Source organism: Qipengyuania sp. R86523, assembly GCF_044596365.1.
GTDB classification, from domain to species: Bacteria; Pseudomonadota; Alphaproteobacteria; order Sphingomonadales; family Sphingomonadaceae; genus Qipengyuania; species Qipengyuania citrea.
In genome coordinates, this window is sequence record NZ_CP138997.1 from 2,000,518 (window position 1) to 2,016,374 (window position 15,857).

Here is a 15,857-nt window from a genome sequence, read left to right on the forward strand (position 1 = left end):
AGGTCCTTCAATCATGCCTCAATCGTCGCCGACGCGCTCCACATCCGCGCCCACCAGTTGCAGCTTCTCTTCCAGCCGCTCGTAGCCGCGATCGAGGTGGTAGAGCCGGCGCACGGTGGTCGCGCCTTCGGCGGCCAACCCGGCGATCACCAAGCTCATCGAGGCACGCAGATCGGTCGCCATCACTTCGGCGCCGGTGAGACGCGTGGGCCCGCGCACGATCGCGGTGCGCCCCTCGGTCTCGATATCCGCGCCCATCCGCGCCAGTTCGGGCACATGCATGAAGCGGTTCTCGAAGATCGTTTCCTTGAGCACGCTGGTGCCCTCGGCGCGGGTCAGCAAGCTCATCAGCTGCGCCTGCATGTCGGTGGCCAGCCCCGGGAAAGGCGCGGTGGTGAGATTATGCGCCTTGAGCGGCCCGTTCGCGGCCACGTTGATGCCGTGCTTGTCGCTCTCGATCTCGACCCCGATGTTGCGCAGCGCATGCAGCGTGGAGCCCATGTCGCCCGCTTCCGCCCCCTCGAGCCGCACTTCGCCGCCCGTGATCGCTGCCGCGCAGGCATAGGAGCCCGCCTCGATCCGGTCGGGCATCACCCGGTAGGTCGCGCCGTGCAGCTTGCTGACCCCGTGGATCGTCAGTTCGGACGTGCCGACCCCTTCGATTTCCGCCCCCATCGCGGTGAGCAGGTTGCACAGATCGACAATCTCAGGTTCGCGCGCGGCGTTGACCAGCCGGCTGGTGCCCTTGCACAGCACCGCCGCCATCAGCGCATTCTCGGTCGCGCCGACCGAGACCACGGGGAAGTCGAATTCGCCGCCGGGCAGCCCGCCGTCGGGCGCGCTGGCTTTCACATAGCCCTGCGCCAGTTCGATATGCGCGCCAAAGGCTTCGAGCACCTTGAGATGCAGGTCGATCGGGCGGTTGCCGATCGCGCAGCCGCCGGGCAGCGACACGGTCGCCTCGCCGGTGCGCGCCAGCAACGGACCGAGCACGAGGATCGAGGCGCGCATCTTGCGCACCAGATCGTAGGGCGCGACCGAACTGGTGATGCGCATCGCCTCGAGCGTGACATTGCGACCGAACTCCTCGGGCCGCTTCCCGGGGATCGTATGGCTGACGCCGAACTGCGTCATCAGGTGCTGGAAGCCGTCGATATCCGCCAGCCGCGGCAGGTTGCGCAGCGTCAGCGCCTCTTCGGTCAGCAACGCGCAGGGTATCAGCGTGAGCGCGGCGTTCTTGGCGCCCGAAATGGGGATGGTCCCCGACAGGCGGTTGCCGCCGCGAATGATCAGTTTGTCCATGGAACCGTGCTTTACCCTCGCGCGTCATGCTGGCAAGCGTCACGATAGCGTCGCAGCGCCGCACCAGCGGATGTATCGTCGACCGATCCCGTGCGCCCCCTCGCGCGAAAACAACCGCGCAAACAGGCAGGAGGAACAGAGATGTCAGCCCGTAAACCGATCAAGAAGGCGGTGTTTCCCGTCGCCGGTCTCGGTACCCGCTTTCTCCCCGCGACCAAGGCGATCCCCAAGGAATTGCTGCCGATCGTCGACCGTCCGCTGATCCAGTACGCGGTCGACGAGGCGCGCGAGGCGGGGATCGAGCAGATCATCTTCGTCACCGGCCGCGGCAAGACCGCGATCGTCGAGCATTTCGACGTTGCCTTCGAACTCGAAACCACCATGGCGGAGCGCGGCAAGGACCTCTCCGTGCTCGAACCCACCCGCGCCACGCCGGGCGATATCATCACCGTGCGCCAGCAGGTGCCGCTGGGGCTGGGCCATGCGATCTGGTGCGCGCGCGCGATCGTCGGCGACGATCCCTTCGCCATCCTCCTGCCCGACGAGCTGATGGTCGCGGCCAAGGGCGGCGGCACCGGCTGCATGAAGCAGATGGTCGAAGCCTATGAAGAGGTGGGCGGCAATCTGATCTCGGTGCTCGAAGTGCCGCATGACGAAGTGTCGAGCTATGGCGTCATCGCGCCCGGCGCCCAGCTGTCCGAGACGCTGACCGAGGTGACCGGGCTGGTCGAAAAGCCCCCGGTCGACGAGGCGCCGTCGAACAAGATCATCTCGGGCCGCTACATCCTCCAGCCCGAGGTGATGGGCGTGCTCAAGGACCAGGGCAAGGGCGCGGGCGGCGAAATCCAGCTGACCGACGCCATGGCGAAAATGATCGGCAACCAGCCCTTTCACGCCGCCACCTTCGCCGGCCGCCGCTTCGACTGCGGCAGCAAGACCGGCTTCGTCGAGGCGACGCTGGCACTGGCACTCGAACGCGAGGACATGGGCGCCGAAGTCCGCGCAATGGCGCAGCGGTTGCTGGCGGAGTAGGCTTCCGGTCCGCCGCATCGGCAGCCGCCGTTCGAGCGATATCGTCACTCTGAACCTGGTTCGGGGGTTTTACGCGCGCTCTCTTTGAACTGGAGGGCCGCAGCTATCGGCGCGATTGCTATGCGGCCAGGAGCGCCGGGCCCCATACTGCGTGGCTGGGCGATTTTCCTACACCGCCGGCGTTTGGTAGCCTTCGTCCGGTGCTGCGTTCTTTCCTCTCCCTTTCACACCCTCACCAAAGGGCGTTCCGTCGCCAGAGACGGCTTGCGGTCACAGAACTGGATGGCCGGAAGGTCACAGTCAGACGCGGCACCGTCCCCGTGCACCCACGCTTCGCGGCGGCAGGCAGCGGAAGGTCACGCTTTCTCACAGCGCGATTGCCGGTCCAGCGCGGCGCAGGTCGCCGTGAGGCCGGTCAGGCTGCAGTGAAGCGCAGCGGCAGCGTCTTGAGCCCGCCGACGAAAGTCGATTTGGACCGCGCGGGTTTGCCCGCCAGTTCGACGGTCTCGATCCGGTCGAGCAGCACTTCGAACAGGATGCGCATTTCCAGCCGGGCGAGATGCAGGCCGAGGCACTGGTGCGCGCCCGCGCCGAAGGCGAGGTGGCGGTTGGGGCTGCGCGCAGCATCGAAGCGGCGCGGGTCGTCGAAATGCGCCGGGTCGTGATTGGCGGCGACATAGTTCATCATCAGCCAGTCGCCCTTGGCGATGGCCTGCCCGCCGACCTCGGTGTCCTGGGCCGCAGTGCGCATGAAGTGCTGCACCGGCGTGGTCCAGCGGATCGCTTCCTCGACGATACCGGGCAGCAGGCTGCGATCGGCGCGCACCCGCGCCCATTGGTCGGCATCCTGCGCCAGTGCGAGCATCGCGCCCGCGGTGCTCGCACTGGTGGTGTCGTGCCCCGCGGCGGCAAGGATGATGTAATAGCCCATCATGTCGCGGTCGTTGAGCGGTTCGCCGTCGACCACCGCATTCGCGATCGCGCTGGCGACATCGCTGGTGGGATTCGCCCGGCGCTTGGCGGTGAGCTTGGCAAAATAGGCCTCGAAGTCCTTGACCGCGCCCGCCACCAGCTGGGTGATCGCCTCGGGCGGGAGGTCCTTCATCCCCGACTGGTTGAGGTCCTCGTCGCTACCGCCGAACATCTGCTGCGTGAGCGTCAGCATGCGCGGCTCGTCTTCCTCGGGCACGCCGAGGATCTGCATCACCACATGCAGCGGATAGGGCGCCGAAACAGTCTTCACGAAATCCGCCTCGCCGCCGCCCGCCAGCAGCCGGTCGACCGCCGCATGCGCGATGCCGCGGATCTCGTCCTCCACGCCGCGCAGGTTCTTGGGCATGAACCATTCCTGCGTCAGCTTGCGATACTTCATGTGAACCGGCGCATCGAAGGTGACGAGGCTGGCGACCATGTGTTCGCTGCCGCCGGTGAGCGCCTTGGCGAACTCGATCCCCTCGGTCAGGCTGAAGACGACGCTGTGCGGGTTGTTGAGGAAGGTCGCATTGTCCTTCGACATGCGCATCACGTCGTCATAGCGCGTGACCAGCCAGAACGGCGGGTGCACCGCATCGTCGGCCGGCTCGACCCAGGCGACGGGGGTATCCTCGCGCAGGCGGTCGAACGTGTCCAGCAGGCCGTCCCATTCGGCATAGCTCTGCGGGTCGATCACCGCGCGGGCGGTGGCGGGATCGAGCCGGGGCCGGTCCTGCGCCGCCATCACGCCTGTTCCGTCTGCTGCTCGGCCTGCTGCTGGTATTCGTCGCGCAATTCGCGCTTGTACAGCTTGCCATTGGCCTCGCGCGGGAGCTGGGCGCGGAAGTCGAACAGCTTGGGCATTTTGATCTTGGACAGGCTGGGAGCGAGGAAATCGCGCAATTCGGCCTCGAGCGCATCGCCCGCGTCGGCCATGTCGATCGGCTGCACCACCGCGACCACCTTCTCGCCGAAATCGGGGCAGGGCGCACCGATCACCGCGGCGTCCATCACCTTGTCATGCGTGACCAGCAGATTCTCGATCTCCTGCGGGTAGATGTTGACCCCGCCCGAGATGATCATGTGGCTCTTGCGGTCGGTGAGATAGAGGAAGCCGTCCTCGTCGACATGGCCGATATCGCCCAGCGTCATCCAGCCCTTGGGATGCATCGCTTCGCGCGTCTTCTCGGGATCGTTGTGATAGGTCGGGATGAGATCGTTCTCGAAATAGAGCAATCCGTCCTGGCCCGCGGGGACCTCTCCCCCCTCGGCATCGCAGACATGCAGCGTGCCGTGGATCGCCTTGCCGACGCTGCCGGGATGGGTCAGCCAGTCCTCGGCCTTGATCAGCGTCATGCCGACGCCTTCGGAGCCGGCGTAGTATTCGTTGATGATCGGCCCCCACCATTCGATCATCTCGCGCTTGATCGGCACCGGGCACGGCGCGGCGGCGTGCAGCGCGCGCTGGTGGCTGGAGAGATCGTAGCGCGTGCGCACCTCGGGATCGAGTTTGAGCATGCGCACGAAATGCGTCGGCACCCACTGGCTGTCGGTGACCTTGTATTTTTCGATCGTCTCGAGCGCGTGTTCGGGATCGAACTTCTCCATCACCACGACCGTGCCGCCAAGCCGCTGGGCGGTGGTGCACCAGCCGATCGGTGCGGCATGATAGAGCGGCGCGGGCGAGAGATAGACCATGCTGCCATCGGCGGGCATGCCGGCGCCCATCACCGCGAGGCCCATCAGCGGATTGGTCGCGAGGATGTCGTCATCCTCGGGCGGCGCGGGCTTGACCCCCTTGGGGCGGCCGGTGGTGCCCGAGGAATAGAGCATGTACTGGCCCGGCGCCTGGTCGGCGATCGGCTCCGCAGGCTGCGCGGCGAGCGCGGCTTCGTAATCTTCCTCGCCCTCGCCATCGACGATCAGCAGCGGCAGGTCGGCGCATTCGTCGCGGATGCCCTCGATCGCCTCGGCATAGCGCGTGCTGGTGAGCAGGAACTTGGCTCCCGCATCCTTGAGGATGTAGCAGATCTCGGGCGCGGTCAGCCGGGTCGAGATCGGCACCATCATCGTGCCCGCACGCTGCGACCCCCACACCACCTGCAGGTAATGGACGTTGTTTTCCATCAGCACTGCGAAATGGTCGCCGCGCTTGAGCCCGCGTGCCCGCAGCAGTTGCGCAAAGCGGTTCGCATAGGCGTCCATTTCCGCGAAAGTCACGGTCTGGCCGCTACCCGCCATGATCATCGCGGGATGGTCGGGGCGCGTCTGCGCATGGGTGATGGGGTGCATTGCTGGCTCTCTCCTCTCTGTCGGTCCGCTGTTCGTGCGCGGACTCGTCCAGTTTCGAGAAGAAACCTACCTATGCGTTTCACATGGGCAAGGAAAAAGGCGCCGGGATCGCTCCCGCCGCCTTTTTATCCTGCCCGGAAGGCCGGCTCGATCAGTTGTCGTCGCCGTCGCCCTGCCCGCCAGTGCCGGTGGCGAGCGCGAAAGCCCGCTGTGCTTCCGATTCGACCATATAGGGAACCGGGTTCACGGCCTTGCCGGCGATGCGGACTTCGTAGTGGAGGTGCGGGCCGGTCGAGCGGCCGGTCGAACCGACATAGCCGATGACGTCACCCTTCTTCACGCGGGTGCCGGCCTTCACCGTAATGCCCGACATATGTGCAAACCGCGTCTGCAGATCGGCGCCATGTTCGATCGAGACGAACTTGCCGTAGCTCGAGAACCATTCCGCCTTGCTGACATAGCCATCGGCGGTGGCATAGATCGGCGTGCCGGTCGGGGCCGACAGATCGACACCCTTGTGGCTGCGGCGACCACCGAGCACGGGGTGCGTCCGCATGCCGTAATCGCTGGTCAGCCGCGTATCGTCGAGCGGCATCCGCGAAGGCACCGAGACCCGCGCCGCTGCCGGCGTCGAGCGGTCGAGTTCGTCCCATTTGGCGAACAGCTGCTGGAACTGGGCGTCGTCACCCGGCTGGGCCGACTGGGCCACCTTGCTCATGTCGATGGCACCGACCGCCGCAGCGGCGTTGGTTTCCTGCGCTTGCGCCGGAGCGGCAGCAAGACCGAAACCGGCCATAATTGCGAAAGCAAGCGTTGCGCGCTTGGTGATCATGCTAACCCGTCCATCCGACGCTTTGCGCGCCTTTTGCTCTTGGCGAAGACAGCGTCCCATGCCGCTTTCGCCATTTTTACGTCACTGCCGGAACCCCCCGGCGTCTCGTGAGTTTGGGTTATCGGGTAAAAAATCGATCAGGCAAGTGCTGCGGAACGGACGCGCGGCAGGCCGCAAGCGAAACGCGTTGAGTCGTTGAAACCCCGCTCCCACCCCCCGAAAATCGACTTCGACACGCGATTTTGCAGCGATTTCCGATATTTTCGACCGAATCCGGCAGTAATCCGCGAAATCGGTTGCAGCCGAACCGGGCAATACCTGCAGCAGGGTCAACGATTCGCTAGCTGCAGACCGCAGGAGCGCCCGGTGCTTGCCCGCCGCCTGCGCGGTCAGGCGGTGCGCGCGGCTTCGAGGACTTCGTCGACGTGGCCCTTGACCCGGACCTTGGGCCAGATGCGCAGGATGCGCCCGTCTTCGCCGAGCAGGTAGGTCGAGCGAATCATGCCCATATAGGTGCGGCCGTAATTGGTCTTCTCGCCCCACACCCCCAGCGTATCGGACAGACCGCCTTCCTCCTTGTCGGTCGCGAGCGCGACGGTCAGATCGTGCTTGGCGATGAAATTCTGGTGCTTCTTTGGCGAATCCTTGCTGACACCGAGCAGGCGCGTTCCCGCCTTCTCGAATTCCTGCTTGAGCGCGGAAAATTCCTTCGCCTCGGTGGTGCAACCGGGCGTGTTGTCCTTCGGGTAGAAGAAGATCACCGCCTTGCTGCCCGCGAGGTCCGCCTTGGTTACCGTGCCGCCGTCGGGGGTTTCCATGCTGAAGTCGGGAAAGGCATCGCCTTCGGTAAAAGTATCGGTCATCCATCCATCTCCAAAGTTTCGCCGAACACGTCCTGCCAGGCCGCCGCGACGCTCTCGCGCGCGCCTCGCAGGCTGCGCAGCAGATCGGCATAATTATCGCAGCCGCTTTGCCGCGCGAGCAGGGCCGCCGCGGCGGGATCAGGCCGATCGAGGTCGGGCGCCAGCAGCCGTGTACCGACCAGCAACCGCGTCATCAATCCATGCGCATCGGCAATCCCGGCGGGCAGCAGGCCGGCTTCGGCCAGCTCGGCCATAGCCTGCGCAAGACCCGGCACCAGACCTTCGTGATCGCGCAGCTGGAGAAAGTGGACGAGGAATTCGAGATCGACCAGCCCGCCGCGCAGCAGCTTCGCATCCAGCGGACCCTTGGCAGGCTTGTGCCCCGCCATCTCGGCGCGCATCTTCAGGACATCGCCGCGCAGCCGGTCGGCATCGCGCCGTTTGCACAGGATACCGCGGACCACCGCGTCGACCTCGTCGCGGGCGCCGGTGCTGCCGACCAGCACGCGTGCACGCGTCAACGCCATGTGCTCCCACGTCCAGGCGTCCTCGCGCTGGTAGCGCGCGAAGCTCTCCACGCTCACTGCCAACGGCCCCTGGTTGCCTTGCGGACGCAGCCGCGTATCGACTTCGTACAGCGCCCCTTGCGCGGTCGGCACGCTGAGCGCAGCCGTGACGCGCTGCGCCAGGCGATTGAAATAGAGTGTCGCGCCAAGCGGGCGCTCGCCATCGGATTCGCCGTCATGCGTGCCGGTGAACAGATAGACGATGTCGAGATCGGATGCATGCGTGAGCACGCCGCCGCCCAGCCGGCCCAGACCGAGCACGACCAGTTCGCTGCCCGCGATCCGTCCGTGCTTGGCGGCGAATTCCTCTTCGGCGGCAGTCACGGCGACCTGCAAAGCGGCTTCGGCGGTTCGCGCCAGTCCGGCGGCGATCGCCAGCGGGTCGTGCGCCGCCTCGACCAGTTGCACTGCCAGCGCGAACCGCTCTTCCCCGGTCACCACGCGCAAGCGGTCGAGCTGCATTTCGTAGTCGTCACCGCGTTCGCGGCGGCCCATCTTGGCCGCAAGTTCATCGACCCCGCCGGGAAGATCCAGCGCAGTGCGATCGATCAGCGCATCGAGCAGGTCGGGGCGCCGCGCGAGTTCGTCGGCCAGCGGCGGAGCGAGCGTCAGGCAATCCGCCAGCAGGGCGAACAGACCCGGCCGCGCTTCGAGCAGGCGGAACAGGTTTACCGCGCTGGGGAGACGCGCGATCAGGCTTTCCCAGCGGAGCACTGCGGCATCCGGGTCGGGCGAGGCCGCAATCGATGCCAGCAGGTCGGGCCGGATCGCGTCGAACGCGCTCAGCGCGGCCGAACTGCGCAGCGCCTGATATTTGCCGCTGGTCCACCCGGCGACGCGCTCCACCAGTTCCGGAGCGATATCGGGGGCATGGCTGTCCTCGCCCAGCACATGCGGCGCGCTTCTGGGAACCGATATACGGTCCTCGTCCAGCAGCGCATCGAAGCGCTCCGCGACCGGGCGGGCAAGCGTCTCCACCGCTTCGACCAGCTGCGCGCCGGTATCGAGACCGTGCAGCCGCGCGACCTCGTCCAGCGCCTGGCCGCTTGGGAGGCTGTGGGTCTGCTGGTCCCCGACCATCTGCAGCCGGTGTTCGATCGTGCGCAGCCCGTCATAGCTGTCACCCAGCCGGCGCGCGTCACTCTCTCCGATACGGCCGGTTGCCGCCAGCGCATCGAGCGCTTCGCGTGTCCCGCGGCCGCGCAGCGAGGGATCGCGCCCGCCATGGATGAGCTGGTGGGTCTGCGCGAAGAATTCGACTTCGCGAATGCCCCCGCGGCCCAGCTTGAGATGGTAGCCCGGACCCGGTTCGGCAGGCCCGCGCTGCTCCTCGCGGATCCGGTGGGTCAGCCGGCGCACTTCGTCGATCGCGCCGAAATCCAAGTTGCGTCGCCATACGAATGGCCGGATATGGTCGAGAAACGCCTCGCCCGCGGCGATATCGCCCGCGCAGGAACGCGCCCGGATGAACGCCGCGCGCTCCCAGGCCAGCGCCGAGCTTTCGTAATGCGTGATCGCCGCATCGAGCGGCAGCGCCAGCGGGCTCACTTCGGAAGCGGGTCGCAGCCGCAGATCGACGCGAAAAACATACCCCTCGCTGGTGACTTCGGACAGCAAGCGCACGGTTTCACGGGCATAGCGTTGCGCCGCTTCACCCGGCTCGTCGCGCTCGCGGCGTGGCAGCGTCGCGGGATCGTAGAGCAGGATGGGGTCGATGTCGGATGAGTAGTTGAGCTCGCCTGCCCCGTGCTTGCCCAGCGCAAGGCCGATCATCCCCGCTGGCTCCGCATCCGGAACGCGCTTGCGGATCGCCGCTTCGATCGCTGCATGGAGTGCGCGATCGGCGAAAGTCGAAAGTTCGCGCATCACCTTGTAGAGATCGAATGCCCCGGCAAGGTCGCCCACGGCCAGCACCAGCGCGAGGCCGAGCCGTTCCTGCCGCAACGCGCTCGCGACATCGGTTGCGCGGACCTGCTTGGCGGCGCGCAGCGCAGCCTCGCCATCGCCGCTTGCCATGAGTTCCGCCAGCTCGGGGCGGCGTTCCAATGCGCGGGCAAGGAAAGGCGCGTGTTCGCGGGCGCGGTTGAGCGCAGAAGTCCAGTCGGCAGCCATCGCCTGTCCCTCTGCCGCAAGGCGGCGCGGATGCGCAAGCTTGCCCTTGCCGCGCCATGCTGACAAGACGCGCGCATGTTCGAATTGAGAGGACGCCCTTCGATGAAACGCTTCGTTCTTGCTGCCTGTTCGGCGCTGCTGCTGACCGCCTGCGATGGCGCGCTGGAAACCGGCGCAGGCGCCGATGCCATGCTCGACCTGCCCGAAGTCGCCGACGGCACGCTTTCGGAAGCAACGATGAAGCGCGTCACCGAGCGCCTGTCGTCGGACGAATTCGAAGGCCGCGCGCCAGGCACCCAGGGCGAAGAAAAGACCGTTGCCTATCTGATCGAGGAATTCGAGAAAGCAGGCCTCGAACCGGGTAATAACGGCAGTTGGGTACAGGAAGTGCCGCTGGTCGAAATCACCGGCAAGGATTACGCCCCGCTGACGATCGCAGGCGCCGATAGCGGCCCGATCGAACTCGACTACGCCTCCGACTGGGTCGGCGTGAGCTATCGCGAGGATGTCGAGACCGCGCTGGAAGATAGCGAACTGGTCTTCGTCGGCTATGGCATCAACGCACCCGAAAAGGGGTGGAACGACTATGCCGGGCTGGACATGGCAGGCAAGACCGCGGTCATCCTCGTCAACGATCCCGATTTCGGCGCCGAGACGCTGGAAGGCCCGTTCAACGGCAAGGCCATGACCTATTACGGCCGCTGGACCTACAAATACGAGGAAGCCGGGCGCCAGGGCGCAGCCGGGGCGCTCATCATCCACGACACCGAACCCGCCAGCTATGGCTGGAACGTGGTCGAAAGCAGCTGGTCCGGCCCGCAGGCCTATGCCTCGCGCGGGGACAACCCACCGCCGATGACGCAGCTCAATGGCTGGGTGCATAACAGCGTGGCTGAACGCCTGTTCGCCGCGGCGGGCAAGGATTTCGGCGAACTGACCGCCGCCGCGCGCGAAGAGGGCTTCGCCCCGGTCGCGCTCGGACTGACCGCCTCGACCAGCTTCCGCAACGACATCCGTACCTTTGCCTCGAAGAACGTCATCGGCATGTTGCCGGGCAGCGAACGGCCTGACGAATATGTGATGCACACCGCGCACTGGGACCATCTCGGCCGGTGCACGCCGGCACCCGATGGCGACGACATCTGCAATGGCGCGGTCGACAACGCTACCGGCACCGCCGCGCTCGTCGCATTGGCCGAAGCGCATGCCAAGGCCGGCCCGGCCAAGCGCAGCCTCGTCTTCCTTGCGGTGACCGCGGAGGAATCGGGCCTGCTCGGCGCGGACTATTACGCTGCCAATCCGGTGTTCGCGCTCAACCAGACGGTCGGCGGCGTCAACATGGACGCCTTCCTGATGGCGGGCGCTGCGAAGGACGTGACCGTAGTCGGACCGGGCAAGTCGCAGCTCGACCTGTTCCTCGACAAGGCGCTGATGAACGACAACCGCGTCACCACGCCCAATCCGAACCCTGAAGCGGGCTATTACTATCGTTCGGATCATTTCGCCTTCGCCAAGCGCGGCGTGCCGATGCTCTATCTCGACGGCGGCGAAGACCTGATCGAGGGCGGCACCGAAGCGGGCGCCGCCGTGGCCGCCGATTATCGCGAAAACCGCTATCACGGGCCGAAGGACGAATACGATCCGAACTGGAACTGGTCGGGCGTGATGAGCGATCTCGCGCTGTTCTACCGCATCGGGCGCATGCTGGCCAATTCGACCAGCTGGCCCAACTGGAACGAGGGCGACGAGTTCAAGGCCACGCGCGACGAGGATTGCGCCGCCGAAGGCGCTGGCTGCGCCGCCTGACCCTGCCGAGCGGGAGAACCGGTCCATGACGTTGCGCATGCCGCCCGAATGGGCACCGCAGGACTGGCTGTGGATCGGGTTTCCGCATGACGCGAATGAATGGCCCGCAGTGCTCCCGCGCGCGCAGGAGCAGATCGCGGCCTTCGCCAATACCGTGGCCGAGAGCGGACAGGAAGTTCGCCTGCTGGTCCGCGACGCCGCCAACGAGGCACGCGCGCGGCAGCTGGTAACCGGCGCCGTCACGCTCGAACGGCGCAGCTACGGCGATGTCTGGCTGCGCGACACCGGCCCGCTGGTGCTGAGCGACGGATCAGGCAACCGCGCCGCGCGGCGGTTCGGTTTCAACGGCTGGGGCGGCAAATATCTGATGGACGGCGACCAGACGGTCGGCGCCGAACTGGCCGAAGAAGCCGGGCTGCCGCTCGCAGTAGCGGACTGGATCCTCGAAGGCGGGGCGATCGACGGCGATGGCACCGGGCTGGTGGTCACGACCGAGCAGTGCCTGCTCAACCCCAACCGCAATCCGCAACTGTCGCGCGAAGAGATCGAGGCCCGGTTGCGGCGCGATCTCGGTTTCACGCGCGTGCTGTGGCTCGGCGAAGGGCTGATCAACGACCACACCGACGGTCATGTCGACAATCTCGCGCGCTTCGTGGCACCCAACACGCTGTGCCTGCCGCGCGCAACCGGGTCCGACGATCCCAATGCGGCGATCTATGCCGATGCCAAGGGGCGCGCCGAGGCCGCCGGCGTGACCGTCGCAGAGATTCCCTCGCCGGGGCGCGTGACCAGCGGCGACCGCATCGAACCGGCGAGCTATGCCAATTTCGCGATCACCAGCCATCTCGTGGTCGTGCCGACCTTCGACAGCCCGCATGATGCCGAAGGCGTCGCAGCCGTAGCCGAACTGTTCCCCGACCGCGCAACGATCGGCCTGCCGGGCGATGCCGTGCTTGCCGGCGGAGGCGGGTTCCATTGCGCCAGCCAGCAAATGCCCGCGGCCGGATGGCGGCCTTAACCTTTCATTAGCTATTGCAGCCGAGAATGGCGGTCATGGTCAAGTCCACCGCTCTCTCCCGCACGCAGGCCCCCGCCCAGTCGGTGGTCGATCTCGCGCGCGCGCTGATCGTCGGTGGCTGCGGCCTTGCGCTGGTCCTCGCCGGACCGGTGCTGCCGTTCTGATCGCCTAGAGCAGTCGTATCAGCGCCGCGAGCGCAGCCCCGCCCAAAATCACGCCGACGACCGCGCGCCACAGCGCGTCCCCGATCTGCCCCGCAGCCCGATCCCCGAGCCAATTGCCCAGCAATACGGCGGGGAACAGCAACGCCGCCAGCAGCGGCAAGCGCCAGGCGAGGATTCCCAGTGCGGCGCCCGAAACCAGGCCCGCGCCTGCCGCAATGGTGAAGATCAGCATCATCGAGGCCTTGGCCGTCTCGCGCGGGATGGCCCGCCCGACATAATAGGGCACGACCGGCGGGCCGGGCATTCCGGCATAGCCCGTCATCAGCCCGCTGAGCACCCCCACCCCTCCGGTGGCCAGATGCCCCGGTTCGGTGCCCGCCCGGCGTGGCAGGAGAATGGCGAAGAAGGCGGACAACGCAATCATCGCGATCAGGAAGCGCGCGAGGTCATCGCTCGTCGCGGCCAGCGCCAACAGGCCGAGCGGGGTAACCAGCACTACGAGGATGGATATCCGCCACGCCGATCGCTCCGCCCCGCGCACCAGCCGCCGAACCTCGCTCAGCCCGATGAAGAGCGAGAGGAAATTGGCCAGCAGCACCGCCTCCACCGGCGGCAATGCCAGCGCGAGGATCGGCACCAGCAGGATCGCCATGCCGAAACCGGTCAGGCCGCGCACGAAGGCCGAGCCGAAGGCCGCGGCAAGCGCCGCCGCCAATTGCCACGGCGCATAGGCCGCCAGCAGGTCCATCGAGTGCGGTCCTTCTAGCGCAGGTCGGGCGGCGTAGCTTCGCTACGCAGCATGGCGATCGCTTCGTCGAGGCTCATCACGCGCTGGTCCTTCTCGCCCAGCGTACGAACGGCGACCGTGCCTTCCTCGGCTTCGCGATTGCCCACCACCAGCAGGTGCGGGACCTTGGCGAGGCTGTGCTCGCGCACCTTGTAGTTGATCTTCTCGTTGCGCAGGTCGCTCTCGACGCGGATGCCCGCGGCCTCGAGCTTGGCTACCGCTTCCTTCGCATAGTCGTCGGCGTCGGACACGATCGTCGCGACCACCGCCTGCACCGGGGCGAGCCAGACGGGCAGGCGCCCGGCGAAATGTTCGATCAGGATACCGATGAAGCGTTCGTAGCTACCAAAGATCGCACGGTGCAGCATGACCGGGCGATGCTTGTCGCCATCCTCGCCGATATAGGTCGCATCGAGACGATCGGGGAGCACGCGGTCACCCTGGATCGTGCCCACCTGCCAGGTCCGGCCGATTGCATCGGTGAGGTGCCATTCGAGCTTGGGCGCGTAGAAGGCGCCTTCGCCTTCCAGTTCTTCCCAGCCGAACTCCTCGCTCATCATGCCGGCTTCCTCGACCGCATCGCGCAGTTCCTGCTCGGCCTTGTCCCAGTCCGCATCCGAACCCAGACGCTTCTCGGGCCGCAGCGCCAGCTTGATCGCGAAGCTGAAGCCGAAGTCCTTGTAGACCTCGGCGGCGAGGCTGCAGAAGGCGCGCACTTCCTCGACGACCTGTTCCTCGGTGCAGAAGATATGCGCATCGTCCTGCGTGAACTGGCGCACGCGCATGAGGCCATGAAGCGCCCCATGCGGTTCGTTGCGGTGGCAGCAGCCCATCTCGCCCAACCGGATCGGCAGGTCGCGATAGGAGGTGATGCCCTGCTTGAAGACCAGAACATGCGCGGGGCAGTTCATCGGCTTGATCGCCATCCAGTCGGCGTCCTTGGCGACGCTGGGATGCGCACCCGCACCGCTGTCGTCGACCTCGGGCACCAGGTCGGGCACCGCGAACATGTTCTCGGCATATTTGCCCCAGTGACCCGATTGCTCCCACTGGCGCACGTCCATCAGCTGCGGCGTCTTGATTTCTTGGTAGCCGGCGCCGTCCATCTTGCGGCGCATATAGGCTTCGAGTTCGCGCCAGATACGGTAGCCCTTGGGGTGCCAGAAGACGCTGCCATGCGCCTCTTCCTGCAGGTGGAACAGGTCCATCTCGCGGCCCAGCTTGCGGTGGTCGCGCTTGGCCGCTTCTTCCAGCCGCGTAAGATGCGCGTTGAGCTGCTTCTTGTTAAGCCAGCCGGTGCCGTAGATGCGCGTGAGCTGCGCATTCTTCTGATCGCCGCGCCAATAGGCACCCGCCACCCGCATCAACTTGAACGCCTGCGGGTCGAGCTTGCCCGTGCTCGGCAGGTGCGGCCCGCGGCACATGTCGAGCCAGTCCTCGCCCGACCAATAGACCGTCAGTTCCTCGTCCTCGGGCAGTTCGCGCGCCCATTCGGCCTTGAAGGTCTCGCCTTCGGCTTCCCACTTCTCGATCAGCTGCTGGCGGCTCCAGACCTCGCGCCGCAACGGCTTGTCGGCCTTGATGATCCGCCGCATCTCTTCCTCGATCGCGGGCAGGTCGTCCATGCTGAACGGGTCGCGGCTCTCCGGCGCTTTCACATCGTAATAGAAGCCGTCGTCGGTCGCGGGGCCGAAGGTGATCTGCGTGCCCGGCCACAGCGCCTGCACCGCTTCGGCGAGCACATGCGCGAAATCGTGCCGCGCCAGTTCGAGCGCATCCTCTTCGTCGCGCGCGGTTACCAGCGCCAGCTCGGCATCGCCCTCGAAGGGGCGGTTGATGTCGCGCAATTCGCCATCGACGCGCGCCGCGATCGCCGCCTTGGCGAGGCCCGGTCCGATCGCTGCGGCAACGTCGGCCGGCGTCGAGCCCTGTTCCATTTCGCGCACCGATCCATCGGGCAGGCTGATCTTGAGCAGTTCCGTCATGTCATTCGTCGTCCGTCTGGTTGCGGCGCCCATGGCACAAGGGCGCGCGCGCTTGAAGCGGCGTTTGCGCAAAATCCTGTTTCGGGAGGAAACGCCATGCCACCCGAAACCGGGCAGCGGCGGCGC

The 15,857-nt window shown here is 66.4% G+C and carries 12 protein-coding genes; 4 read left to right on the forward strand and 8 right to left on the reverse strand.

Features of this window, described 5'->3' with window-relative positions:
* Positions 1-18: 18 nt before the first annotated feature.
* Positions 19-1,302 carry a UDP-N-acetylglucosamine 1-carboxyvinyltransferase gene (murA, locus tag SJY12_RS09780; protein ID WP_050601595.1) on the reverse strand — a complete coding sequence of 428 codons (1,284 nt, stop codon included), beginning with the start codon at positions 1,300-1,302 and terminating at the stop codon, positions 19-21.
* Positions 1,303-1,443: 141 nt separating this feature from the next.
* On the opposite strand from murA, the gene SJY12_RS09785 reads away from it, so the two are divergent.
* Entirely contained in the window at positions 1,444-2,334 is an 891-nt protein-coding gene (locus SJY12_RS09785) for a UTP--glucose-1-phosphate uridylyltransferase (RefSeq protein WP_050601594.1), read from the forward strand.
* A 415-nt stretch (positions 2,335-2,749) separates the two neighbouring features.
* Here the strand turns inward: SJY12_RS09785 and SJY12_RS09790 are convergent, their stop codons facing one another.
* The 5 genes from SJY12_RS09790 to glnE form a co-directional block, all read right to left on the reverse strand.
* The gene (locus SJY12_RS09790; protein WP_397505238.1) at positions 2,750-4,051 is read right to left on the reverse strand and encodes a cytochrome P450; all 1,302 of its coding nucleotides are present in this window, start codon (positions 4,049-4,051) and stop codon (positions 2,750-2,752) included.
* Positions 4,051-5,598, reverse strand: a complete 1,548-nt coding sequence (locus SJY12_RS09795; protein ID WP_397505239.1) for an acyl-CoA synthetase — start codon at positions 5,596-5,598, stop codon at positions 4,051-4,053. Before SJY12_RS09795 ends, SJY12_RS09790 begins: the two co-directional genes overlap by 1 nt.
* A 151-nt stretch (positions 5,599-5,749) precedes the next feature.
* Positions 5,750-6,430, reverse strand: coding sequence for a M23 family metallopeptidase (locus tag SJY12_RS09800; protein ID WP_082835590.1), 681 nt, complete (start codon positions 6,428-6,430; stop codon positions 5,750-5,752).
* Positions 6,431-6,819: 389 nt separating this feature from the next.
* Complete coding sequence (locus SJY12_RS09805) at positions 6,820-7,293, reverse strand: peroxiredoxin (protein ID WP_063506219.1); 474 nt, start codon at positions 7,291-7,293, stop codon at positions 6,820-6,822.
* The gene (glnE, locus tag SJY12_RS09810) at positions 7,290-9,971 is read right to left on the reverse strand and encodes a bifunctional [glutamate--ammonia ligase]-adenylyl-L-tyrosine phosphorylase/[glutamate--ammonia-ligase] adenylyltransferase (protein WP_397505240.1); all 2,682 of its coding nucleotides are present in this window, start codon (positions 9,969-9,971) and stop codon (positions 7,290-7,292) included. Before glnE ends, SJY12_RS09805 begins: the two co-directional genes overlap by 4 nt.
* Before the next feature lie 102 nt (positions 9,972-10,073).
* On the opposite strand from glnE, the gene SJY12_RS09815 reads away from it, so the two are divergent.
* Genes SJY12_RS09815 through SJY12_RS09825 form a run of 3 tightly spaced genes read left to right on the forward strand, consistent with a single transcriptional unit; the run spans position 10,074 to position 12,959 of the window.
* Complete coding sequence (locus SJY12_RS09815) at positions 10,074-11,777, forward strand: M28 family metallopeptidase (RefSeq protein ID WP_397505242.1); 1,704 nt, start codon at positions 10,074-10,076, stop codon at positions 11,775-11,777.
* A 25-nt stretch (positions 11,778-11,802) separates the two neighbouring features.
* A complete protein-coding gene (locus SJY12_RS09820) occupies positions 11,803-12,795 on the forward strand; it encodes an agmatine deiminase family protein (protein WP_397505243.1) in 993 nt (330 codons plus the stop codon).
* A gap of 35 nt (positions 12,796-12,830) precedes the next feature.
* Complete coding sequence (locus SJY12_RS09825) at positions 12,831-12,959, forward strand: hypothetical protein (RefSeq protein WP_255357752.1); 129 nt, start codon at positions 12,831-12,833, stop codon at positions 12,957-12,959.
* Between the two features lie 4 nt (positions 12,960-12,963).
* Here SJY12_RS09825 and SJY12_RS09830 read toward each other — a convergent pair whose 3' ends face one another.
* Both SJY12_RS09830 and thrS read right to left on the reverse strand, forming a co-directional pair.
* Positions 12,964-13,707, reverse strand: coding sequence for a TSUP family transporter (locus tag SJY12_RS09830; RefSeq protein ID WP_397505244.1), 744 nt, complete (start codon positions 13,705-13,707; stop codon positions 12,964-12,966).
* Positions 13,708-13,721: 14 nt separating this feature from the next.
* Positions 13,722-15,731: a threonine--tRNA ligase gene (gene thrS / locus SJY12_RS09835; protein WP_397505245.1), complete on the reverse strand. Its 2,010-nt coding sequence runs from the start codon at positions 15,729-15,731 to the stop codon at positions 13,722-13,724.
* Between the last annotated feature and the right edge of the window lie 126 nt (positions 15,732-15,857).